The sequence below is a fragment of the Paeniglutamicibacter sp. genome, from assembly GCF_046714615.1.
In the GTDB taxonomy this organism is placed as follows: domain Bacteria; phylum Actinomycetota; class Actinomycetes; order Actinomycetales; family Micrococcaceae; genus Paeniglutamicibacter.
In genome coordinates this window covers 19,542-40,484 of sequence record NZ_JBKKAP010000116.1, presented here as the reverse complement: position 1 = coordinate 40,484, position 20,943 = coordinate 19,542, and the positions used below count along the sequence as shown (strand labels likewise).

Genomic DNA, 20,943 nt, shown 5'->3' with positions numbered 1-20,943 from the left:
GCGGGACACCGTCAGTGTCCCGCCCCGAGGTCGCTTCACGCGGTTCGCCCGCCGAAGTGGGCGAACCGCGTGCCGCGTTGGCTTAGCGCGTGAAGGCCGCGGTGAGCAGGCGTGCCTGCTCGACCTCGTGGCGCTTGTGCGTGCCGGTTGAGGTGGCGGCCGATGCCTTGCGGGACACCAGGCGAACGCCCTTGCCCAGCTCGGCGGGCAGGTTCAGGCCGACGAACGGCCACGGACCCTGGTTGGCCGGCTCGTCCTGCGTCCAGACGACCTCGGCGTTCGGGTACTTGGCGACCTCGGCAGCAATCGCCTCGGCGGGCAGCGGGTAGAGCTGCTCGACGCGCACGATCGCGGTCTTGGTGTCGTTCGCCTTGGTGCGTGCGGCTGCCAGGTCGTAGTACAGGCGGCCGGAAACCAGCAGCACGCGATCGACGTCGGCCGGGTTCAGGTTCGCGGTGTCGCCGATGACTTCCTGGAACGTACCGGTGGTGAAGTCCTCCACGGCGGATGCGGCGGCCTTGAGGCGCAGCAGCTGCTTCGGGGTGAAGATCACCAACGGCTTGCGCGGACGGGCGTAGGCCTGGCGGCGCAACAGGTGGAAGTGGTTGGCACCGGTGGAAGGCTGGGCCACGACCATGTTCTTTTCCGCACACATCTGCAGGAAACGCTCGATGCGGGCCGAGGAGTGATCCGGGCCCTGTCCCTCGTAGCCGTGCGGAAGCATCATGACCAGCGAGGAGCGCTGGCCCCACTTCTGCTCGGCGGAGGAGATGAACTCGTCGATGACTGTCTGGGCGCCGTTGACGAAGTCGCCGAACTGGGCCTCCCAGAGCACCAGGGCGTCCGGGCGTTCCACCGAGTAGCCGTATTCGAAGCCCAGGGCCGCGTATTCGCTCAGCAGCGAGTCGTAGATCCACAGCTTGGCCTGGTCCTCGGAGAGGTTCAGCAGCGGGTACCAGGTGGATCCGTTGAGGCGGTCGTGGAAGACCGCGTGGCGCTGCACGAAGGTGCCGCGGCGCGAATCCTGGCCCGCCAGGCGGACCGGCACGCCTTCCATGGACAGGGTGCCGAAGGCGGCGATTTCCGCCATGCCCCAGTCGATCCCGCCCTCGCGGCTCATCTTCTCGCGGCGCTCCAGGAGCACCTTGAGCTTCGGGTGGACGGTGAAGTCCTCCGGGATGGCCAGGTGGGCGGCGCCGATGTGCGCCAGGGTCTCTGGCGTGATGGCGGTGTCCCGGGGAGCGGCGGGGGATGCCTCGTCCTCGCGCTGGGCTGCGGGCAGCTCCAGGTCGTGGATTGCCGAGGTGCCCGGGGTGATGACCGGGATCGGGCTGGTCTGCGCCGCGTGGGTCTCGGCGAAGACGCGCTCCAGGCGTTCCTGGTAGTCGCGCAGCGCCTGGTCGGCCTCGTCCTGCGTGATGTCGCCGCGGCCGACAAGGGCCTCGGTGTACAGCTTGCGGGTCGAGCGCTTGGCCTCGATGAGGTTGTACATCATCGGCTGGGTCATCGACGGGTCGTCGCCCTCGTTGTGGCCACGGCGGCGGTAGCACACCATGTCGATGACGACGTCCTTGTTGAAGCGCTGGCGGTAGGCGAAGGCCAGCTGGGCCACGTGGACCACGGACTCGGGCTCGTCGCCGTTGACGTGGAACACCGGCGCCTGGACCTGCTTGGCAACGTCGGTGGCGTACACCGAGGAGCGCGAGTCGGTCGGGGCGGTGGTGAAGCCGACCTGGTTGTTCACGATCACGTGGATCGTGCCGCCGGTCTTGTAGCCCTCGAGCTGGGAGAGCGTGAGGGTCTCGCCGACCACGCCCTGTCCGGCGAATGCAGCGTCGCCGTGCACCAGGATCGGCAGGACGTTGAAGTCCTTGGTGCCGGAGCGGTCCTGCTTGGCGCGCACGATGCCCTCGAGGACCGGGTCAACGGCCTCCAGGTGCGAGGGGTTGGCTGCCAGGTAGACCTTGGTCTCGTTGCCCGAGTCCGAGGTGTAGGAACCCTCGGTGCCCAGGTGGTACTTCACGTCGCCCGAGCCCTGCACGGAGCCGGTCGGTGCGGTGCCCTCGAATTCGCGGAAGACCTGGGAGTAGGTCTTGCCGGCGATGTTGGTCAGCACGTTCAGGCGGCCGCGGTGGGCCATGCCGATGGCGACCTCTTCCAGGCCGGCGTCGGCGGCGTCGGAAATGATGCCGTCAAGCAGCGGAATCAGGGATTCGCCGCCCTCCAGGGAGAAGCGCTTCTGGCCGACGAACTTGGTCTGCAGGAAGGTCTCGAAGGCCTCCGCGGAGTTCAGCTTGCCCAGGATGCGGAACTGCTCCTCGCGGGTCGGCTTGGTGTACGGGTGCTCCAGTTCGTCCTGGAACCACTTGCGTTCCACCGGATCCTGGATGTGCATGTACTCGATGCCGATGGTGCGGCAGTAGGCATCGCGCAGCACGCCGAGGATGTCGCGCAGCATCAGGCGGTCCTTGCCGCCGAAGCCGCCGGTGACCCATTCGCGGTCCAGGTCCCACAGCGTCAGGCCGTAGGTCTGGATGTCGAGGTCCGGGTGGCGGCGCTGGACGTATTCCAGCGGGTTGGTGTCGGCCATGAGGTGGCCGCGCACGCGGTAGGAGTGGACCAGCTGCTGGATCCGGGCGATCTTGTTGACCTGCAGCTCGACGTCGACCTGGTTGTCGACGGCCCAGCGCACAGGTTCGTAGGGGATGCGCAGTGCTTCGAAGATCTCGTCGTAGAAGCCCTGCTCGCCGAGCAGGAGGGACTCGATGAGCTTCAGGAACTCGCCCGAGCCCGCACCCTGGATGACGCGGTGGTCGTAGGTGGAGGTCAGGGTAATGGTCTTGCCCACGCCCTGCAGCGCGACGGTCTTCTCGGAGGAGCCGCGGAATTCGGCCGGGTACTCCAGGGCGCCGACGCCCACGATGGTGGCCTGGCCCTTGGAGAGGCGCGGCACCGAGTGCACGGTGCCGATGCCGCCGGGGTTGGTCAGCGACACGGTGGTGCCGGCGTAGTCGTCGGCGGTGAGCTTGTTGGCCCGGGCGCGCTTGATCAGGTTCTCGTAGGTGTCCCAGAACTCGTTGAAGCTCAGGGTCTCCGCGGCCTTGATGTTCGGCACTGCCAGCATGCGGGAGCCGTCGGGCTTGGGCATGTCGATGGCGATGCCGAAGTTCACGTGTGCCGGGGCGATGGCCATCGGCTTGCCGTCGATCTCGGCGTAGGTGACGTTCTGCGAGGGGAACAGCTTCAGGGCGCGGATCACGGCGAAGCCGATGATGTGCGTGAAGGAGATCTTGCCGCCGCGAGCGCGCTTGAGGTGGTTGTTGATGACCACGCGGTTGTCGATCAGGGCCTTGGCCGGGACCGCGCGCACCGTGGTGGCCGTCGGAACGGTCAGGGACTGTTCCATGTTGGTGGCGATGGCCTTGGCCGGGCCGCGCAGCTGGGTGCGCTTTTCCTCGCCCATGGCGCCGGGGGCGCTGGCCTTGGGGACCTGTGCGGGGATCGGCTGCGACTTGGTGGCCGGGGCCGGGTCGGCAGGGACGCGCGGTGCGGCGGCGTTGCCCGCGGCGGAGGATTCCGCGGAAGCGCTGGCCGTGCTGCCGGTGACGTCAACGACACGTGCCTGGGTGGCGGCGCGCGGAACGGCGGCAGGGGCTGCAGGTGCCGGAGCCGGGGTCGCCGCAACCGGGACCTCCGCGGCCGGAGGTGCGGCCGCCTGCTCCGAATTGAGGGACGCGAAGATGTCCCACCATTTCTTGTCTACCGAGTTCTTGTCCTTGAGGAACTGCTGGTACAGCTCGTCAACTAGCCATTCGTTCCCGCCGAACTCTTCGGTGAGTCGGTGGTGCGATTGATCTGGCACGGTATTACGCCTCTTCTCCCTGTATTTCCTATTGTCCAAGCGCCGCCGAGGGGGATGGCCACCAAGGGGCATAGTTCTAGACCTGCTAAGTAGTCTAGTGACTATTCGGCTCCGGGTGGGAACCAATGAGCCGGGAGTCACACTGGCGTAGTCATGAACGACGCAGGAAGTGACACCCTGCACACCGCGGGCCCGTTTCGGCCCGCAGCCGGTCACCGGGCACGGACGTGCCCTCGTGCGCGTGCGAGCTGGTGCGCATGTGCGCAGGTCGTAGTTCAGATACACTGAAATTGTTATGGACAGCCACTCTCTGTGCCGGCCAGTCGTGAAATCACGCGGTGCCGGCCACACATGTCATTGCCCACCCAATTCAGCTTCGCTTTCGGAGCCTTCCAGTTGCAGGCACACACACCTTAGACTTCCGGGCCTCGGCACTGCCGCCCCCCGAAGCACACCCGCCTCCGGGGCGGTGAAACACTAAATGGAATGGTTGCTGCTGGCCCTCGGCCTGCTGCTGATCCTGGGCACCGGCTTCTTCGTCGCCGTCGAGTTTTCCCTCGTCGCGCTGGACCAGGCCAATGTCCAGCAAGCGGTCGACAAGGGCGACACCAAGGCCATCGCCTTGCTGCAATGCCTCAAGTCCCTTTCCACCCAACTTTCCTCCTGCCAATTGGGGATCACCCTGACGACGCTGCTGACCGGCTACGTCATCGAACCCTCGGTGGGCAAGCTCCTCCAGGAACCCCTGCTGGCCGTGGGGCTCGGCGACTCCGCGGTCCCCGTCAGCCTCGTGGTGGCCATGCTGCTGGCCACGCTGCTGTCGATGGTCATCGGCGAGCTGGTCCCCAAGAACCTGGCCATTGCCAAGGCCTTCGAGATCGGGCGCGCGGTTGCCCGCCCGCAGCTGGTCTTCACCGCCATCTTCAAGCCGGCCATCATCGTTCTCAACGGCTTCTCCAACAAGGTCCTGCACCTGGTCGGCCTCGAGGTCAAGGAGGAGATCTCCGGGGCACGGTCCCCGGCCGAACTGGTCTCGCTGGTGCGCCGCAGTGCGGCAATGGGGACGCTGGACAAGGATGCGGCGCTCTTCGTTGACCGCACGGTGCGCTTCTCCGAGCGCTCGGCCGCCGATGTCATGACCCCGCGCACCAGGATGCAGACCATCGAGCACGACGCCCACGTCCAGGACGTCATCGAACTGGCCAAGCAGACCGGTTACTCGCGCTTCCCCGTCACCGACGGGTCCACCGACGAAATCAAGGGCGTCTGCCACGTCAAGACCATCATTGCCATCCCGCGCGACAAACGCGGCGGCAAGGAGGTCGGCGAGAACAAGACCCCGGTGATCTTTGTCCCCGAAACCGTGCACCTGGACACGCTGCTGGTGCAGCTGCGCGGCGCAAACCTGCAAATGGCCATCGTGCTTGACGAATATGGCGGAACCGCCGGAATGGTCACCTTGGAAGACCTGATTGAGGAAATCGTCGGCGAGGTAGCCGACGAACACGACTCGGCCCTACCCGAGGTCCGCCAGCTGCCCGACGGCTCCTGGATGATCCCGGGCATGTTCCGCCCTGACCAGCTCAATGAGCTCATCGGCGAGGTGGAGATCCCCGACGACGCCGCCTACGAGACCCTGGGCGGGTTCGTGATGGCCGAACTGGGCCGGATCCCGTTCCTGGGGGACGTGGTCGACACCGAGGGCGGGGCCTTCACTGTCACCGCGCTGGACAAGCGTCGCGTCGCCGAGCTGCATTTCGTGCCGCGGGAATCGAGCGCATCCAGCGCCTCCTCGGCCGCAAGCCCGGACGAAGCAACGGGGCGTGGGGCATGAACGACGTTGCCGGCCTGCTCTGGCTGATCGTGCTGTTGCTGGGCAATGCGTTCTTCGTGGCGGCGGAATTCGCCGTCATGTCGGCGCGCCGCTCCCAGATCGAACCGCTGGCCGACGCGGGGTCCAAGCGCGCGATCCGCGCCCTGAAGGCCATGGAATCGGTGTCCATCATGCTGGCGGTGTGCCAGTTGGGCATCACGGTGTGTTCGCTGCTGATCCTGAACGTCGCAGAACCTGCCATCCACCACCTCCTGGTGGTGCCGCTGGAATCGGTGGGCGTGTCCGAGCCGCTGTCCGGGTCCATCGCCTTCCTCCTGGCGCTGCTCATCGTCACCTTCCTGCACGTGACCTTCGGCGAGATGGTGCCGAAGAACATCTCGGTGTCGATGGCCGACAAGGCGGTGCTGCTGCTGGCCGGGCCGCTGTTGTGGCTCTCGCTCGTGGTGCACCCGGTAGTGGTGTCGCTGAACTGGATCGCCAACCAGTTCCTGCACCTGATGAAGATCGAACCCAAGAACGAGGTGAACTCCGCGTTCACCGCCGCCGAGGTGCAGTCGATCATCGCCAGCTCCGCGCTCTACGGAACGCTGGAGGCCGACGACGCGCTGCGGCTGCGCAAGGCGCTGGAGTTCTCGGACCTCACGGCCGCCGGGACCATGGTGTCGCGCGAGCGCGTGGTGGCCCTGCAGCGCGGCACCACGGTGCAGGAGTTCGAACGCACCGTGGGGCGGACCGGCTTCTCCCGCCTCGTCATCGCCGAGGCCGGCGAATTCGTGGGCTATTGGCACATGAAGGACGTCATGGCGCTGCCGGACAGCCAGTACCACCGGCCGGTGTCGGGCATCGAACTGCGCCCCATGGGCGTGGTCGCCCGCGATGCGGAGATCGAGGACGTGCTGGAGCAGATGCGTGCCGACGGCAAGCACCTGGCCCGGGTCGTCGATGAATCCGGCGCAACCCTGGGAATCCTGTTCCTCGAGGACGTGCTGGAGCAGCTGGTCGGGGAAATCGACGACCAGAACCAGAAGAGGGGCATCCGCCGGGAGAACCGAAGCGCCCAATAATGCGAATGACTCGCAATTGAGATAGTCTGGTGTCCTGTATTTCCCCGAAAGGCCCCGCACACTCCGCATGAACTCACCACTTCGCGCCCTCACCGCCGCCGCCTCGATCCTGTTGCTATCCGCCTGCGCCGCCACGGAGCCGGACATCCAGGGCGCCCCGCCCGCCGCCACCGGGGAGGTGCTTGAGGTTCTCGCCTCCACCTCCGTGTATGCGGACGTGGCCCGGGCGGTCGGCGGTTCGGCGGTCAGCGTGAGCGCCATCGTGGACCAAACCTCGCAGGACCCGCACTCCTACGAGGCCACGGCGCGGGACAAGCTTGCGCTCTCGAAGGCCGATGTCGTCATCGCCAACGGCGGGGGATACGACCCGTTCATGGACGCGCTGGCCGAGGGGCTGTCGCTGCCCGAGGGTGCGATGCTCCACGCCGTCGACTTCCAGTCGGAGCACGGCGACGCCGAGGAGGCCCCCGCCGGCGACGACCTCGACGGGCACGACCACGCCGAGGGCAACGAGCACGTCTGGTACGACGTGCACACCGTCGGCGCCCTGGCCCGCGCCCTGGCCGCCGAGTATTCTGCGCTGCTGCCGGACCGGGCCAAGGAATTCGCGGCGTCCGCCGCGGCCTTCGAGGCGCGCATCGACACCCTGGCCGCGGCCATCGGGGCCTTGCGGCCGGCCGGAACGGGAAAGGAATTCGCGATGACCGAACCGCTGGCCTACTACCTGCTCACCGAAGCCTCGATGGCCGACGGCACCCCCGCGGGCGTCAGCGCCGCCATGGAGGCCGGCGAGGACCTGCCCCCGCTGCTGCTCAAGGAACTGGGCGACGGGCTGGCGGCGCACAAGTACGCGCTGCTGGCAGTGAACGTCCAGACCTCCGGGCCGCAAACCGACAGGGTCGCCTCCCTGGCCCGGTCCGCCGGGGTCCCGGTGCTGGAGCTGACCGAAACCCTGCCCGACGGGCAGGACTACATCTCCTGGATGGAATCCAACGTGGAACAGCTCGAGGTGGCCCTTGGCCGCTAGCACCAGCTCCGGGGCGCCAGCGCCCGAACCCGTGGTCAGCCTGCGCAACGCCTCGCTGCGCTTCGGGGACCGCCTGCTCTGGGACGGCCTGGACCTGGACATCGCCCCGGGCGAGTTCCTGGCCGTGCTCGGGCCCAACGGCTCGGGCAAGACCACCATGCTGCGCACCCTGATGGGGCTGCAGGAGCTCTCCGGGGGAACCGTCCGGATCGCCGGCAAGCCGGCAACGCGCGGCTCGCGGCAGGTCGGCACGATCCCGCAGCAGCGTTCCTTCGACGACAACACCCCGCTGCGGGCCCGCGACCTCGTCGCCCTGGGCATCGACGGGCACAAGTGGGGCATCCGGCTGGGCCGCAAGGCCATGCGCCGGCGCGTGGATTCGTTGCTGGAACTGGTCGGCGCCACCTCCTACGCCGAGCGGCCCGTCGGGGTGCTCTCCGGCGGGGAGCAGCAGCGCCTGCGCGCGGCCCAGGCGCTGGCGGACAATCCGCGGCTGCTCTTGTGCGACGAGCCACTGCTCTCCCTTGACCTGCACCACCAGCAAGCCATCTCCGGCCTGATCCACCGACAGGCCTGCGACCACGGTGCCGCGGTGGTCTTCGTGACCCACGAGATCAACCCGATCCTGCAATACGTCGACCGGGTGCTGTACCTGGCCGGCGGGCGCTTCCACATCGGGACCCCCGCCGAGGTCATGCGCTCCGAGGTGCTCTCCGAGCTCTACGGCGCCCCCATCGAGGTCTTCGAGTCCAACGGCCGCATCGTGGTCGTGGGCATGCCCGAGACCGTCACCCACGCCGACCCGCAGCATCGCGCCCACCCGCTTCAAGGAGCCTAGGAACCATGGACCTATCCGAGATCTGGAGCACCGTCTTCAGCTTCGAAGACTACGCCGAGATCCTGCCGCTGGTCTCCAACTCGCTGATCGCCGGTGCCCTGCTGGGCCTGGTGGGCGGGATGATCGGCATCTTCGTGATGCTGCGCGACATGGCCTTCGCGGTGCACGGCATCGCCGAACTCTCCTTCGCCGGGGCTGCCTTCGCCCTGCTGATCGGCACCAACGTCGTCGTCGGCTCCCTGGTCGGGTCGATCCTGGCCTCGCTGCTGCTGGGGATCATGGGCGCCGCGGCCAAGGACCGCAACTCCATCATCGGCGTGCTGATGCCCTTCGGGCTGGGTTTGGGGATCCTCTTCCTGGCTCTCTACCAGGGCCGCAGCGCGAACAAGTTCGGGTTGCTCACCGGGCAGATCGTCGCCGTCGACACGGTGCAGCTGGGCGTGCTGGCGGTGTGCTCCGTAATTGTCATGGTGGCGCTGGTGGCCATGTGGCGCCCGCTGACGTTCATCAGCGTCGACCCTGCCGTTGCAGCGGCGCGCGGGATTCCCGCCGCACGGCTCTCGGTCGCCTTCATGGTGGTCCTGGGCCTGGCCGTGGCCCTGTCGATCCAGGTGGTCGGCGCGCTGCTGGTGCTCGCCCTGCTGATCACCCCGGCTGCGGCTGCCATCCGGGTGACCTCCAACCCCATGCTGACCGTGAGCCTCTCGGTGGCCTTCGCGATGACCTCGGTGGTGGGCGGCATCCTGCTGGCACTCGCAGGGTCGTTGCCGATCAGCCCGTATGTCACCACGATCTCCTTCCTCATCTACCTGGTGTGCCGGCTCATCGCCTGGCGCAAGGACAGGGTGCGGCACTCGGAGAAGATGGCGGCAGTCGCCGCATAGGACGCACGTACGCCCAAGCCGGCAAGACACCGAAGGCGTGTGCACGGCCCCCATCCGGGGCCAGGCACACGCCTTTTTTGCGGGCACGGGTTTGGTCGGCCGGCGGGGTTGACGCACCACATCGGGCGGCCCAGTCTTGTCGTGGGATTCGAATCCCGAACCAAGTGCCACATCAGCCAACGAGGAGATCCACGTGGACGCGAACAAGGACCTGCAAGCCATCATCCGCCAACCCGATGAAGGGGAACGGCGCTGGTTCTTCGGCGGCGGGGTGCATGTCTGGAAGGCCACAGAGGCCCAGACAGCAGGCGCCTTCCTGCTCTTTGAGGACCAGCTGGAGAACGGCAAGGACACCCCGTTGCACACGCACCCGGGATCCGACGAGACGATGGTCGTACTCAGTGGCGAGATCGTGATGCACCTGGATGGCCTGGAATCGACGATCGGTGCCGGCGGCCTGGTCATGGCGCCGCGGGGCATGCCACATGCGTTCAAGGTGACAGCCGATGCCACGCGGGTGTTGTGCCTGCACACCCCCGGGATGTGCCAGGGATTCTACTGGGATGCCAGCGTGCCGCTGGAAGACGGCGATCCCGGATCGGGCGAGGTGGATTTTGGCCGGGTCATGGATTCGGCGCGGCGCAACGGGGGCATCGAAATCCTGGGGCCTTCGCCCTTTGCCGGCCAGGGTTCCTGAACCGGTCTCGGGGCTAGACGATCGAGCCGGCGGCCTTGGCCGCGGAGCATGCAGGGCACAGCCCGTAGATCTCCACGGTGTGCGTGGGTTCGGTGAAGCCGTTCTCCTGCGCCACCCGGGCCGCCCACTTCTCCACCGCGGGGGCCTCGACCTCGACGGCCTTGCCGCAATTGCTGCATACGAGGTGGTGGTGGTGGTGCTCGATGACGCACTGGCGGTACATCGCCTCGCCCTCGTTGTTGCGCAGCACGTCGACCACGCCGTCCTCCGCCATCGACAGCAACAGGCGGTACACCGTGGCCAGGGAGACCTTGTCGCCCCCGTCAACGAGCCACCGGTGGAGTTCCTGCGCCGTCACGAAATCATCGACCTTCTCCAGCGCGGCATTCACTGCCAGTCGCTGCTTGGTCACGCGCTGTTCGGAACTGCGCCGCTCGGTCGCAGGATTCGTCATTTGTTGAAGCACTCCTCGTAGATCGGCACATTGTCCGTTGGTGCGTGCCGCGGCCACCGATTCCGGCGCCGCGCCGGGATCACCCGTGGACACCTCGAGTTTACCAGCGGGTGCGCCGGCCGGGCGGCTCCGTGAAGCCGGCCCGCCCGAAGCACGATGGCGCCGGCCTCTGGTGCGCCGGGCGCCCGGCTGCATAGGCTGGGGCCCATGGAGATCATCAAGTTCAACCACGCGTGCATCAAGGTGCAGTCGTCCAACCGGGCCCTGGCCATCGACCCGGGCAACAACTCGCAGCTCGATGAGGCGCTTGACGGCGTCGAGGCCATCCTCGTCACCCACGAACATCCCGACCACCTCGACCTTCAGCCGGTGCTGCGCGCACTGGCGGGAAACCCGGAGCTCACGCTGCATGCCCCGGTCGCCCTGGCCGCCAGGGTGCTCGAGGCCGCGACGGCGGCGGGGGTGCACGGTGCGGAGGAGCGCATCCACGGGGTCGGGCCGGGTGCGTCATTCGAGGCAGCGGGAATGGAGATCTCCACCCACGGCGGGATGCACGCGATGATCCACCATTCCCTGCCGGGGGTCTCGAACATCGGATACTTCATCGGGCACAGGCTCTTCCACCCCGGCGACAGCTACCAGGTGCCCGAGGGGATCGCCATCCTGACGCTGCTGGTCCCCGCCCACGCCCCCTGGGCGAAGATCGGGGAGACCATCGAGTTCATGTCCATTGTTGGAGCGGCGCAAAACTTCCCGATCCACGACGGGCTGCTCAACGAGCGCGGCCTGGCGCTGGTGGACGGGCACCTGGGGCGCGTGGCCGCCGAGCGCGGGCTGGACTACCGCCGGATTCCCAACGGCGAGGTCGTGGACCTGGAGCCCTGAGGGCCCGACGTCCGGTGCCACCAACTGCGCTCGCGAGCGGGCTTAGTCCCAGCTGCCGGTGGCCAGCAGCCGCTCGATCCGGCCGGTGTAGGGCGCCGGGTCCAGCCCGGCTGCCTCGAGCCAGCCGGCATCGTAGTAGGAGGTGGCGTAGCGCTCCCCGTTGTCGCACAACAGCGAGACGACCGAGCCCCTTTCGCCCGCGGCCAGCATGTTCGCCACGACCTGCCAGGCCAGCCAGAGGTTGGTGCCGGTCGAAGGTCCGGCGCACAGGTGCGCGAAGTCCTGCAGGTGGCGCATCGCCGCCACCGAGGCGGCATCGGGCACCGTGGCCATGAAATCTATGATGCCGGGCACGAAGCTGGGCTCCGGGCGGGCCCGGCCGATGCCCTCGATGCGGCTGGCAGTGCCCGTGGCGGTGAGCGGGTCGCCGCCCGCATTGGCGGCCTGCCAGGCCGGCAGGAACGCCGAGCCTTCAGGGTCCGCGACGGCCAGGCGCGTTCCATGGCGGTGGTAGCGGGCGTAGCGCCCGATGGTCGCCGAGGTCCCGCCGGTGCCGGCGCCCACCACGATCCAGGCCGGGACGGGGTGTTCCTCCATGGCCAGCTGGCCGAAAATCGACTCGGCGATGTTGTTGTTCCCGCGCCAGTCCGTCGCCCGCTCGGCGTAGGTGAACTGGTCCATGTAGTGCCCGCCCGTGGCCGCCGCCAGCCGCTCGGATTCCGCGTACACGCTGGAGGGATCCGCGACCAGGTGGCAGGTCCCTCCGGTGGCCTCGATGAGCGCGATCTTCTCCGGGGAGGTGCCCGCGGCCATGACGGCGATGAACGGCAGGCCCAGCAGCTTCGCATAGTACGCCTCGGAGACCGCGGTGGACCCCGAAGAGGCCTCCACGATCGTGGTGCCCTCGGTGATCCAGCCGTTGACCAGTCCGTAGAGGAACAGCGAGCGGGCCAGCCGGTGCTTCAGGCTGCCGGTGCGGTGCGTCGACTCGTCCTTCAGGTACATCTCGATGCCCCACTCCGGCGGCAGTGCGAGCTTGTGCAGGTGGGTGTCGGCGGAGCGCATCGACTCGGCCTCGATGGTGCGTACCGCCGCGTCGACCCACTCACGGGTTCCGGAGGGTTCGGGCAGCGAAATCAGGTGCGTTGTATCCACCCGAGCAAGCCTACCCAAACAACCGCGGCGTGTCCGGGACCGCCCGCGCCGCGCGGGTCCACGCCTGGGAACTACGCTGGAATCCAAAGGGCTCTTCCGGGCCACGGCCACACGAACAAGGAAGTCACGCGCATGGGCGAGGAACGCCGGACACTGATCACGGCCCGGGAACTGGCCGCGCTGCTGGATGGGGCAACAGGTACGGTGCTGCTCGATGTTCGCTGGGCGCTGGGAGATGCCCGGGGCAGGGATCACTACGAGGCCGGACACATCCCCGGCGCCATCTTCGTCGACCTGGAATCCGAGCTCTCCGCGCGCCCGAGCCCGGCGGCCGGGCGCCACCCGCTGCCCGACGCGCAGGACTTCGCCGTTTCCGTCCGCCGCTGGGGCATCAACACCGACTCCGCCGTGGTGGTTTACGACGCCACCGGCGCGCTGGCGGCGGCCCGCGGCTGGTGGCTGCTGCGCCACGCCGGAATCGGGAATGTGCGGGTGCTCGACGGGGGACTTGACGCCTGGGAAGACGGCGGACACGCGCTGCAGACCGGGAACAACACCGCCGTGCCGGGAAACGCGCAGCCGGGCTGGGGGCACATGCCGGTGATCGACATCGATCAGGCCGCGGCGTTCCCCGGCCACGGGATCCTGCTCGACTCGCGCGCCGCCGAACGCTACCGCGGCGAGGTCGAACCCATCGACCCGCGTGCCGGCCACATCCCCGGTGCGCGCAACCGCCCCGTGACCGAGAATCTCGATGCGGGCAAGCGCCTGCTGGAACCCGGCGAACTTACCCGCGCGTATGGGCAGCTGGGCGTGAAGGCCGGTGCCGGCGCGCAGGACGTGGCGGCGTATTGCGGCTCGGGGGTCACCGCCGCCCACCAGGTGCTGGCGCTGGAAACCCTTGGGGTGCGGGCCGCGCTGTTCCCGGGGTCCTGGTCGCAATATTGCGCCGATCCGTCCCGCCCGGCGGCCACCGGAGCCACCCCGTGACCGACCGGGAAACAGCGCCCCGCCGTGCCGCTGGCCCCGACGCCCGGGTGCGCGGTAGGTTCGGAGCATGATCGGTCGCCCGAAGCCCCCGCCCCTTGATGCAGCCGCGAAGATCCGCGAGCGTGCCCGCAGCCGCACGGAGCCGGCGGCGCTCGCTTCGGAGGCCGTGCCGGCACTGGGCATCGTGGTGGCCGGCGGGCCGCTGGTGCCGCTGGAAATCCGCCGCCGGTCACCGGGCCTGCGCGACGTGGTCATCGATGTCCAATTCTGCGGGCTGTGCGATGCCGACGTACATGCAGGGCGCGGGGAACGGGGCGCCACGCGCCTGCCGCTGGTCCCTGGGCACGAAATCGTCGGCGTCGTCGCCCAAACCGGTGCCGGGGTCACCGACCTGGAGCCCGGCACCCGGGTCGGCGTGGGCGCGATGGTCGATTCGTGCCGGGCTTGCGAGCCCTGCCGCGCGGGACGCGAACGGTTCTGCAGCAAGCCGGTGGCGACCTACGGGGCGCAGGACCCGCACACCGGCGAATACACCCAGGGCGGGTACTCGAAGCGCATCGTCGTGGACAGGGACTTCGTGCTGCGGATCCCGGCGGCGCTCGATCCGGCCGCCGCCGCACCCCTGCTCTGTGCCGGGATCACCGCGTATTCGCAGCTAAGGCACCACCAGGTGGGGCCCGGCAGCAGGGTGGGGGTGCTGGGCCTGGGTGGCCCGGGCCAGCTGGCCGTGAAGCTCGCGGTGGCCATGGGGGCCGAGGTTGCCGTGTTGGCCCGCGGGAGAGCCGAACGCGACTTGGCGCCCGGACTGGGTGCCACCACTGTCATCGACCTGCAGGACGCGGCAGCGCTGCGGGCAGCGAACGATTCGCTGGACCTGGTCATCGACACGTTCATCGCCCCGCACGAGGTGGCCGACTACCTCACGTGCCTGCGCCGCGACGGCGCCCTGGTCCGGCTTTCGCTGCCCGCCGGCGCCCTGCCGCCCGTTGAAACCCGGCTGCCGGAGCCCCCGGGTCCGGGGCATGCCGGGTCGTTGATAGGCTCGATTGCAGAAACCCGGGAGTTGCTCGATTTCTGCGCGGAACACCAGGTGGCCTGCGAGATCGAGCTCATCGGTGCGCAGGGCATCAACGAGGCGTGGGAGAAGATTCTCGCCGCGGACGTGCACTACGGGTTTGTTCTGGACCTCGCCACATTGGGCGGGAACGACTAAGGAGAGTGCATGAGCACGCTGTTTACCAAGATCATCGACGGCGAGATCCCCGGCCGCTTCGTCTGGAAGGACGAGCACGCCGTGGCCTTCTTGACCATCGGGCCGATCACGCACGGCCACACCCTGGTGGTGCCGCGTGAGGAAGTCGACCACTGGGTCGATGCCCCCGCGGAGCTGATGAACCACCTGGTCGCCGTGGCCGGGCACATCGGCCGGGCCCAGACGCGGGCCTTCGGGTCCTTGCGCGCCGGGCTCATGATTGCCGGGTTCGAGGTCCCGCACCTGCATGTGCACGTGTGGCCCACCAATTCGCTGGCCGACTTCGACTTGGCGCGGGCCGACAACGACCCGGATCCGGCCACCATGGATGCGAACGCGCGCACGCTGCGCGAGGCGCTGCGGGCGGACGGCCACGGGGACCTGATCCCCGACGCCTGAGCCAACGCTGCGGGTCCGCCGCTTGCGGCAGCTGCCCGACTCACGAAGCTGCCCGGGACGATTCACCTGAATCGTCCCGGGCAGCCTTGCGTGCATCGTCGCCTTGCTCCGGCGTCCGCCGGCCGGTGCCTACTTGGCCGCGGCGAGCCCCTCGCGCATCGCCGTGCGGATCCGCTTGCCGGAGACCGAGTAGGCGGTGCCCAGTTCCTGGGCGAAGAGCGAGACCCGGTATTCCTCCAGCATCCACTTCACCGCCGCCAGCGGTGCCGGGGTGCGGACACCCGGCACCAGCTGCCCGAGCGCCGTGTCGTATTCGTCCTCCAACGACTGGATGTCCAGGGTCGCTGCGTTGTCGCGCGCAAGATTCCCGGTGCCGAGTTTTTCCAGCCGCTTCTCGATGGCGGAGATGTAGCGCGGCAGCTGGGCCAGCTGCGCATAGCCGGTGCTGGCCACGAAGCCCGGGTACACCAGCTGCTCGAGCTGGGATTTCACGTCGTTCAGCGCGTTGACCAGGGCCAGCGAAGAGGCGGACTTCAGTTCCTTGTTGATCCGCCGGGTGCCGGAGAGCACCTTCTCCACGATGGCGGTGACGGAGAAGACGGTGTCGATCAGCTCGGCGCGGACGCGCTCGTACAACGCATCGAACTCGGCCTTGCCGAACGGGAGCGCCTCCGGAACGAGCCTGTCCACCGCGGCCATGGTGCAGTCCTGGATCAGTGAGGCGACCGAACCGTGCGGGTTCTGCGTGAAGACCAGCTTTTCCTGGTTGTTCAGGTGGTCAAGGACGTAGCGGGCCGGCGAGGGAACCTTGAGCAGCAGCAGCCGGATCACCCCGGTGCGGTGGGCGGCCATCTGCTCGACGGGGTTGCGGAAGACCGTCAGGCGCACGGAAGTCTTCTCATCCAGCAGCGCCGGGTAGGCGGTGACCTGCTGCCCGGCGACCTGGGTGACAACCTTGGGGGTGATGGCTCCGTTGATGCCGACGCCCGTGTCCCAGTCGGTCAACCCGGTGCGTTCCCACACCGTGGTCGCCACGACCGATGCGGCGCCGGGACGAGACGCGCCCGCCGCGGCCGGGGCCTTGGCACCCCGGGCGTTCCCCTGGCCCTTTTTCCCGTCGGGGGAGTTCCCGGGGGAGTTCCCGGGGGAGCCGGCCGCGCCGGTGGGCAGCGCCGCCCCGGGCTTGACGCCCAGGGATCGGGCGAGGGCCGAGCGGTTGGCCGCAGCCAGCGTCTGCTGCAGCACGGCCAGGTCCTGGGACTCGTCCAGGATCTTGGCGTCGGAGTCGACGACGGTGAAGGTGAAGCGCAGGTGCGCAGGCAGTGCCTCCCAGTTCCAGGAACCGGGTTCGATCACCACGCCCTTGAGCCGGCGCAGCGCCAGCTCCAGGGAGGCGGCCAGGTCGTCGGTCTCCGGGTTGAAGTCCGCCTCCAGCGCTGCCACGGCGGTGCGGGCCACGTCGGGGGCGGGCACGAAGTTCTTGCGGATGGCCTTGGGCAGCGACTTGATCAGCGCGGTGACCAGCTCAACGCGCAGCCCCGGGATGAGCCAGCGGAAGCGCACGGGGTCCAGCTGGTTCAGGAACAACACCGGAACGCGCACCGAGACGCCGTCGGATTCCCCGGCGCGGGCTGCCGGGTTGTATTCGTAGACGAGGTCAAGATCCAAGGTGCCGTGGCGCCAGGTGCGTGGATAGGCGGCCTCGTCCAGCTCGGTGGCATCGGCCTGAAGCATGTCCTCGGGGTTGAAGTCCAGCAGCGTCGGGTCCTCGTGCCGCGCGGCTTTCCACCAGCGGTCGAAGTGCCGCTCGGAGAGGACGTCGGCACCCAGGCGCGCATCGTAGAACTCGAAGAGGTCCTCGTCGCTCACGCGCAGATCGCGCCGGCGCATGCGGGTTTCGAGCTCCTCGATGTCCTCGAGCACGCGGCGGTTGCGGGCAAAGAACTTGTGGTGGGTCTTCCAGTCGCCCTCCACCAGCGCATTGCGGATGAACAGCTCGCGGCAGAGCTCCGGGTCCACGCGCGAGTACTGGATGCGGCGGCGCGGGACGATCGGCAGCCCGAAGAGCGTGATCTTCTCGTACCCCATGACCGCACCTGAATTCCGCGACCAGTGCGGTTCGGAGTAGCTCCGCTTGAGCAGGTCCCCGGCGATCTCCTCGACCCACTTGGGATCGAGCCGGGCGGCGGTGCGGGCCCAGAGCCGGCTGGTCTCCACCAGCTCGGCGGCCATGACCCACTCGGTGGACTTCTTGGACAGGGCGGAGCCGGGGAAGACGGAGAAGCGGGTGCCGCGGGCGCCCACGTATTCGCGCTTGCGCTCGTCCCAGGAGCCCACGTGTCCCAGCAGCCCGGAGAGCAGGGAAATGTGGATGGCGTCCTCGTTGGCGGCCGGGTCAACCGGTTCCGGGGAGATCGCGATGCCCAGCGGCCTGGCCAGCTGGCGCAGCTGGGTGAACAGGTCCTGCCACTCGCGCACGCGCAGGTAGTTGATGTATTCGTTCTTGCACAGGCGCCGGAAGGCAGAGGAGGAGAGTTCCTTCTGCTGCTCCTGCAGGTAGTGCCAGAGATTCAGCAGCGAGGAGAAATCCGACTTCGCATCCATGAAGCGCTTGTGCATTTCCTGGGCGCGTTCGCGCTTGCCGGTTTCCTCGCTGGGCCGCTCCCGCGGGTCCTGGATGGACAGAGCCGCCGCCAGCACCATGACCTCCTTGGCACAGCCCCGGGAGCCGGCCTCCACGATCATCCGGCCGAGCCGCACGTCCACCGGCAGCTGGGCCAGCTGCGAGCCGACCTTGGTGATGGTGGCCTCGGCGCCGGTGTTCAGGGCGCCGAGCTCGCGCAGCAGCGCCACGCCGTCGTTGACCGACTTGGCATCCGGCGGCTGGACGAAGGGGAAGTCCGCGACGTCGCGCGCGGTGCGCACCACGCCCATCGAGCTCATCTGCAGGATCACCGCGGCCAGGTTGGTGCGCAGGATCTCCGGGTCGGTGAACGCGGGGCGCGTCTCGAAGTCGTCCTGCGAGTAGAGACGGATGGCGATGCCGTCGGACACGCGCCCGCAGCGGCCAGAGCGCTGGTTGGCGCTGGCCTGCGAGACGCGCTCGATGGGCAGGCGCTGGACCTTGGTGCGGTGGGAATAGCGCGAGATGCGGGCGGTGCCGGTGTCGATGACGTACTTGATGCCCGGCACGGTCAGCGAGGTCTCGGCGACGTTGGTGGCCAGCACGATGCGCCGGTTCTTCCCGGGGTGGAAGACCTGGTGCTGTTCGGCCAGCGAGAGCCGGGCAAACAGGGGCAGGATCTCGGTCCCGGCCAGGCGCCGGTTGGTCTTCACGCGGGCGCGCAGCACCTCGGCGGCGTCGCGGATCTCGCGCTCGCCGGGGAAGAAGATCAGGATGTCCCCGGGCGCCTCCATGGCGAGCTCGTCCACGGCCTCGGCGATGGCATCGAGCGGGTCGCGGTCCTCGGCCTGGGCATCGGGGTCCAGCTCGTCCTCGTCCATGCCGTCGGCAGGGTTCAGCGGACGGTAGCGCAGCTCCACCGGGAAGGTGCGGCCGGAGACCTCGATGATGGGGGCGGGGATCGGCTCGTCGCCCTCTGGCCCGGGCGCGGCGAAGTGCTCGGCAAAGCGCTGCGGGTCGATGGTCGCGGAGGTGATGACGATCTTCAGGTCCGGCCGCTGGGGCAGGATCCGCCGCAGGTAGCCGAGCAGGAAGTCGATGTTGAGGCTGCGTTCGTGGGCCTCATCGATGATGATGGCGTTGTATTTCTTCAGCAGCTTGTCGCGCTGGATCTCGGCCAGCAGGATGCCGTCGGTCATCACCTTGACCTTGGTGGCGCGGGAGACCTCGCCGGTGAAGCGCACGTGGAAGCCGACCTCGGCGCCGATGGTGGTGCCCAGCTCCTCGGCGATGCGCTCGGCGACGGTGCGAGCGGCCAGGCGGCGCGGCTGGGTGTGCCCGATCATCCCGCGCTCACCCATGCCCAGCTCCAGGAGCATCTTGGGCAGCTGGGTGGTCTTGCCGGAACCGGTTTCACCGGCGACGATGACCACCTGGTTGTCCTTGATGGCGGACATGATGTCGTCGCGTCGCGCGGAAACGGGAAGGGCTTCGGGATAGGAAATCGTCAGGGCCATGATGACCCAAGTCTATGCCAGCGGCAGGCCGCCACCCGGCCGCTGCGGCGGCGTCCCTTCGTGCGAGAACGGCAAGCAACTGGATCGCCCTGCGGCCACCATTTATTCGGCTTCCGAAGGTGTCAAGAAATCGCATTGTCCACGGTACCGTCTGATTCTCAACACACAGGGATACCAATTGTCCGATTATCGATGGCAATTGATGAAAGATGCATGGGAAGATGATGAATGCTTCACCGTTTGTCTTGCAATTCAGGGCAGATGGAAGAAATGTGAGTAGCTTCACATGTAGTATCGAAGCAATTCATGAGGAGAACTTCCTGCCTATCGGCCGAGGATGTACAAATCCTGAAATTTGCCCGGAATTGGCCAACACCGAACGCCAGGCATGACACTCGCACGTCATGAAAGGAACACAATGAAAATCTTCAAGTCCGTACAGATCGCAGCCTCGGTCGCAGCCACCGCATTGGTGCTCACCGCCTGTGGCGGATCCACCACCCCGGAGGCCACCGGTTCCTCGGCCGCAGCCGGCCCCGTGACGATTGGCATTGCCCAGTACGTGTCCCACCCGTCCCTGGACGCCGTGGTCACCGGTTTCAAGAAGGGCATGACGGCCGCCGGCTACACGGGCGACGACAAGGTCAAGTACGACTTTGCCAACGCCCAGGCCGACCAGGCCACCAACACCTCGATCGTGGGCAAGTTCGCCAGCGACAAGGACATGGACCTGGTCCTGGCCATCGCCACCCCGACCGCACAGGCCGCGGCCCAGTCGATCACCCAGATCCCTGTGGTCTTCTCCGCCGTCACCGATCCGCTGGAAGCCAAGTTGGTCTCCAGCCTGGAGGCACCGGGCGCCAATGTCACCGGCACCTCGGACAAGAACCCGGTGAAGGAGCAGCTGGAGCTGCTCAAGAAGATCAAGCCCGAAGCCAAGACCGTGGGCATCGTCTACTCCTCGGGTGAGGTCAACTCGGGGGTCCAGGTCCAGTGGGCCAAGGACGCCGCGGCCGAATTGGGCCTGACCATCGAAGAGAAGGCCATCTCGGCATCCTCCGAGGTTCAGCAGGCGGCATCGGGCCTGGACGTCGACGCGTTCTACGTCCCGACCGACAACGCGGTGGTTTCCGCGCTTGAAGGCCTGTTGCAGACCGCCCAGGACAAGAAGATCCCGGTGATCGCCGCCGACGGCGAGTCCGTCAAGCGCGGGGCCACCGCCACCTACGGCCTGAACTACGAGAAGCTCGGCGAGCAGACCGCGGCCATGGCAGTGAAGCTTCTCAAGGGCGAGGCCGAGGCGGCAACGATGCCGGTCGAGACCATCACCGAGGTCGAGCTGTACGTGAACACCGGTGCCGCGGAAAAGATCGGGCTGACCTTCCCGGCAGACCTGCTCTCCGAAGCGGCCGAAACCTACAAGTAAACCCGACCGCAAATACGGTCCATCCGGTGGCCGGTC

16 protein-coding genes are annotated in these 20,943 nt (G+C 67.9%); 12 read left to right on the top strand and 4 right to left on the bottom strand.

All coding sequences use genetic code 11. The features are described from left to right. Nucleotides 1-82: 82 nt before the first annotated feature. Nucleotides 83-3,862, bottom strand: a complete 3,780-nt coding sequence (locus ACLQ7E_RS13920; protein ID WP_411733172.1) for a multifunctional oxoglutarate decarboxylase/oxoglutarate dehydrogenase thiamine pyrophosphate-binding subunit/dihydrolipoyllysine-residue succinyltransferase subunit — start codon at nt 3,860-3,862, stop codon at nt 83-85. A 481-nt stretch (nt 3,863-4,343) separates the two neighbouring features. Here ACLQ7E_RS13920 and ACLQ7E_RS13915 point away from each other — a divergent pair, with 481 nt between their 5' ends. The 6 genes from ACLQ7E_RS13915 to ACLQ7E_RS13890 all read left to right on the top strand — a co-directional run bounded on the left by ACLQ7E_RS13915 (nt 4,344) and on the right by ACLQ7E_RS13890 (nt 10,206). Beyond that, a complete protein-coding gene (locus ACLQ7E_RS13915) occupies nt 4,344-5,696 on the top strand; it encodes a hemolysin family protein (RefSeq protein WP_411733171.1) in 1,353 nt (450 codons plus the stop codon). Then, nucleotides 5,693-6,760: a hemolysin family protein gene (locus tag ACLQ7E_RS13910; protein WP_411733170.1), complete on the top strand. Its 1,068-nt coding sequence runs from the start codon at nt 5,693-5,695 to the stop codon at nt 6,758-6,760. The genes ACLQ7E_RS13915 and ACLQ7E_RS13910 overlap by 4 nt, the downstream gene beginning before the upstream one ends. A gap of 67 nt (nt 6,761-6,827) precedes the next feature. After that, a complete protein-coding gene (locus tag ACLQ7E_RS13905) occupies nt 6,828-7,787 on the top strand; it encodes a metal ABC transporter solute-binding protein, Zn/Mn family (RefSeq protein ID WP_411733169.1) in 960 nt (319 codons plus the stop codon). Next, the gene (locus tag ACLQ7E_RS13900) at nt 7,777-8,625 is read left to right on the top strand and encodes a metal ABC transporter ATP-binding protein (RefSeq protein WP_411733168.1); all 849 of its coding nucleotides are present in this window, start codon (nt 7,777-7,779) and stop codon (nt 8,623-8,625) included. Before ACLQ7E_RS13905 ends, ACLQ7E_RS13900 begins: the two co-directional genes overlap by 11 nt. A 5-nt stretch (nt 8,626-8,630) precedes the next feature. Next, a complete protein-coding gene (locus ACLQ7E_RS13895) occupies nt 8,631-9,509 on the top strand; it encodes a metal ABC transporter permease (RefSeq protein WP_411733167.1) in 879 nt (292 codons plus the stop codon). Between the two features lie 193 nt (nt 9,510-9,702). After that, complete coding sequence (locus ACLQ7E_RS13890) at nt 9,703-10,206, top strand: cupin domain-containing protein (RefSeq protein WP_411733166.1); 504 nt, start codon at nt 9,703-9,705, stop codon at nt 10,204-10,206. A gap of 13 nt (nt 10,207-10,219) precedes the next feature. Here ACLQ7E_RS13890 and ACLQ7E_RS13885 read toward each other — a convergent pair whose 3' ends face one another. Further along, nucleotides 10,220-10,660, bottom strand: coding sequence for a Fur family transcriptional regulator (locus tag ACLQ7E_RS13885; protein ID WP_411733165.1), 441 nt, complete (start codon nt 10,658-10,660; stop codon nt 10,220-10,222). Nucleotides 10,661-10,867: 207 nt separating this feature from the next. On the opposite strand from ACLQ7E_RS13885, the gene ACLQ7E_RS13880 reads away from it, so the two are divergent. After that, nucleotides 10,868-11,545, top strand: coding sequence for an MBL fold metallo-hydrolase (locus ACLQ7E_RS13880; protein WP_411733164.1), 678 nt, complete (start codon nt 10,868-10,870; stop codon nt 11,543-11,545). Between the two features lie 42 nt (nt 11,546-11,587). On the opposite strand, the gene ACLQ7E_RS13875 is transcribed toward ACLQ7E_RS13880, so the two are convergent. Next, entirely contained in the window at nt 11,588-12,610 is a 1,023-nt protein-coding gene (locus ACLQ7E_RS13875) for a PLP-dependent cysteine synthase family protein (RefSeq protein ID WP_411733173.1), read from the bottom strand. Between the two features lie 222 nt (nt 12,611-12,832). Between ACLQ7E_RS13875 and ACLQ7E_RS13870 the strand changes: the two genes are divergently transcribed. The 3 genes from ACLQ7E_RS13870 to ACLQ7E_RS13860 all read left to right on the top strand — a co-directional run bounded on the left by ACLQ7E_RS13870 (nt 12,833) and on the right by ACLQ7E_RS13860 (nt 15,341). Next, complete coding sequence (locus ACLQ7E_RS13870) at nt 12,833-13,690, top strand: sulfurtransferase (protein WP_411733163.1); 858 nt, start codon at nt 12,833-12,835, stop codon at nt 13,688-13,690. A gap of 67 nt (nt 13,691-13,757) precedes the next feature. Beyond that, nucleotides 13,758-14,903, top strand: a complete 1,146-nt coding sequence (locus ACLQ7E_RS13865) for an NAD(P)-dependent alcohol dehydrogenase (protein WP_411733162.1) — start codon at nt 13,758-13,760, stop codon at nt 14,901-14,903. Nucleotides 14,904-14,912: 9 nt separating this feature from the next. After that, entirely contained in the window at nt 14,913-15,341 is a 429-nt protein-coding gene (locus ACLQ7E_RS13860) for an HIT family protein (protein WP_411733161.1), read from the top strand. Between the two features lie 129 nt (nt 15,342-15,470). On the opposite strand, the gene hrpA is transcribed toward ACLQ7E_RS13860, so the two are convergent. Then, complete coding sequence (gene hrpA, locus ACLQ7E_RS13855; RefSeq protein WP_411733160.1) at nt 15,471-19,481, bottom strand: ATP-dependent RNA helicase HrpA; 4,011 nt, start codon at nt 19,479-19,481, stop codon at nt 15,471-15,473. Between hrpA and ACLQ7E_RS13850 the strand changes: the two genes are divergently transcribed. Both ACLQ7E_RS13850 and ACLQ7E_RS13845 read left to right on the top strand, forming a co-directional pair. After that, nucleotides 19,480-19,761, top strand: a complete 282-nt coding sequence (locus ACLQ7E_RS13850) for a hypothetical protein (RefSeq protein WP_411733159.1) — start codon at nt 19,480-19,482, stop codon at nt 19,759-19,761. The two genes, hrpA and ACLQ7E_RS13850, sit on opposite strands and share 2 nt — an antisense overlap. Nucleotides 19,762-19,899: 138 nt before the next feature. Then, complete coding sequence (locus ACLQ7E_RS13845) at nt 19,900-20,907, top strand: ABC transporter substrate-binding protein (RefSeq protein ID WP_411733158.1); 1,008 nt, start codon at nt 19,900-19,902, stop codon at nt 20,905-20,907. Nucleotides 20,908-20,943: the final 36 nt, after the last annotated feature.

What these genes read in the sequence shown, in the direction of transcription:
- ACLQ7E_RS13850 (WP_411733159.1), top strand. Translation starts at nt 19,480, where the DNA reads ATGATGACCCAAGTCTATGCCAGCGGCAGGCCGCCACCCGGCCGCTGC.
- ACLQ7E_RS13895 (WP_411733167.1), top strand. Translation starts at nt 8,631, where the DNA reads ATGGACCTATCCGAGATCTGGAGCACCGTCTTCAGCTTCGAAGACTAC.
- hrpA (WP_411733160.1), bottom strand. Translation starts at nt 19,481, where the DNA reads ATGGCCCTGACGATTTCCTATCCCGAAGCCCTTCCCGTTTCCGCGCGA.
- ACLQ7E_RS13845 (WP_411733158.1), top strand. Translation starts at nt 19,900, where the DNA reads ATGAAAATCTTCAAGTCCGTACAGATCGCAGCCTCGGTCGCAGCCACC.
- ACLQ7E_RS13915 (WP_411733171.1), top strand. Translation starts at nt 4,344, where the DNA reads ATGGAATGGTTGCTGCTGGCCCTCGGCCTGCTGCTGATCCTGGGCACC.
- ACLQ7E_RS13865 (WP_411733162.1), top strand. Translation starts at nt 13,758, where the DNA reads ATGATCGGTCGCCCGAAGCCCCCGCCCCTTGATGCAGCCGCGAAGATC.
- ACLQ7E_RS13905 (WP_411733169.1), top strand. Translation starts at nt 6,828, where the DNA reads ATGAACTCACCACTTCGCGCCCTCACCGCCGCCGCCTCGATCCTGTTG.
- ACLQ7E_RS13885 (WP_411733165.1), bottom strand. Translation starts at nt 10,660, where the DNA reads ATGACGAATCCTGCGACCGAGCGGCGCAGTTCCGAACAGCGCGTGACC.
- ACLQ7E_RS13910 (WP_411733170.1), top strand. Translation starts at nt 5,693, where the DNA reads ATGAACGACGTTGCCGGCCTGCTCTGGCTGATCGTGCTGTTGCTGGGC.
- ACLQ7E_RS13875 (WP_411733173.1), bottom strand. Translation starts at nt 12,610, where the DNA reads ATGCGCTCCGCCGACACCCACCTGCACAAGCTCGCACTGCCGCCGGAG.
- ACLQ7E_RS13870 (WP_411733163.1), top strand. Translation starts at nt 12,833, where the DNA reads ATGGGCGAGGAACGCCGGACACTGATCACGGCCCGGGAACTGGCCGCG.
- ACLQ7E_RS13860 (WP_411733161.1), top strand. Translation starts at nt 14,913, where the DNA reads ATGAGCACGCTGTTTACCAAGATCATCGACGGCGAGATCCCCGGCCGC.
- ACLQ7E_RS13880 (WP_411733164.1), top strand. Translation starts at nt 10,868, where the DNA reads ATGGAGATCATCAAGTTCAACCACGCGTGCATCAAGGTGCAGTCGTCC.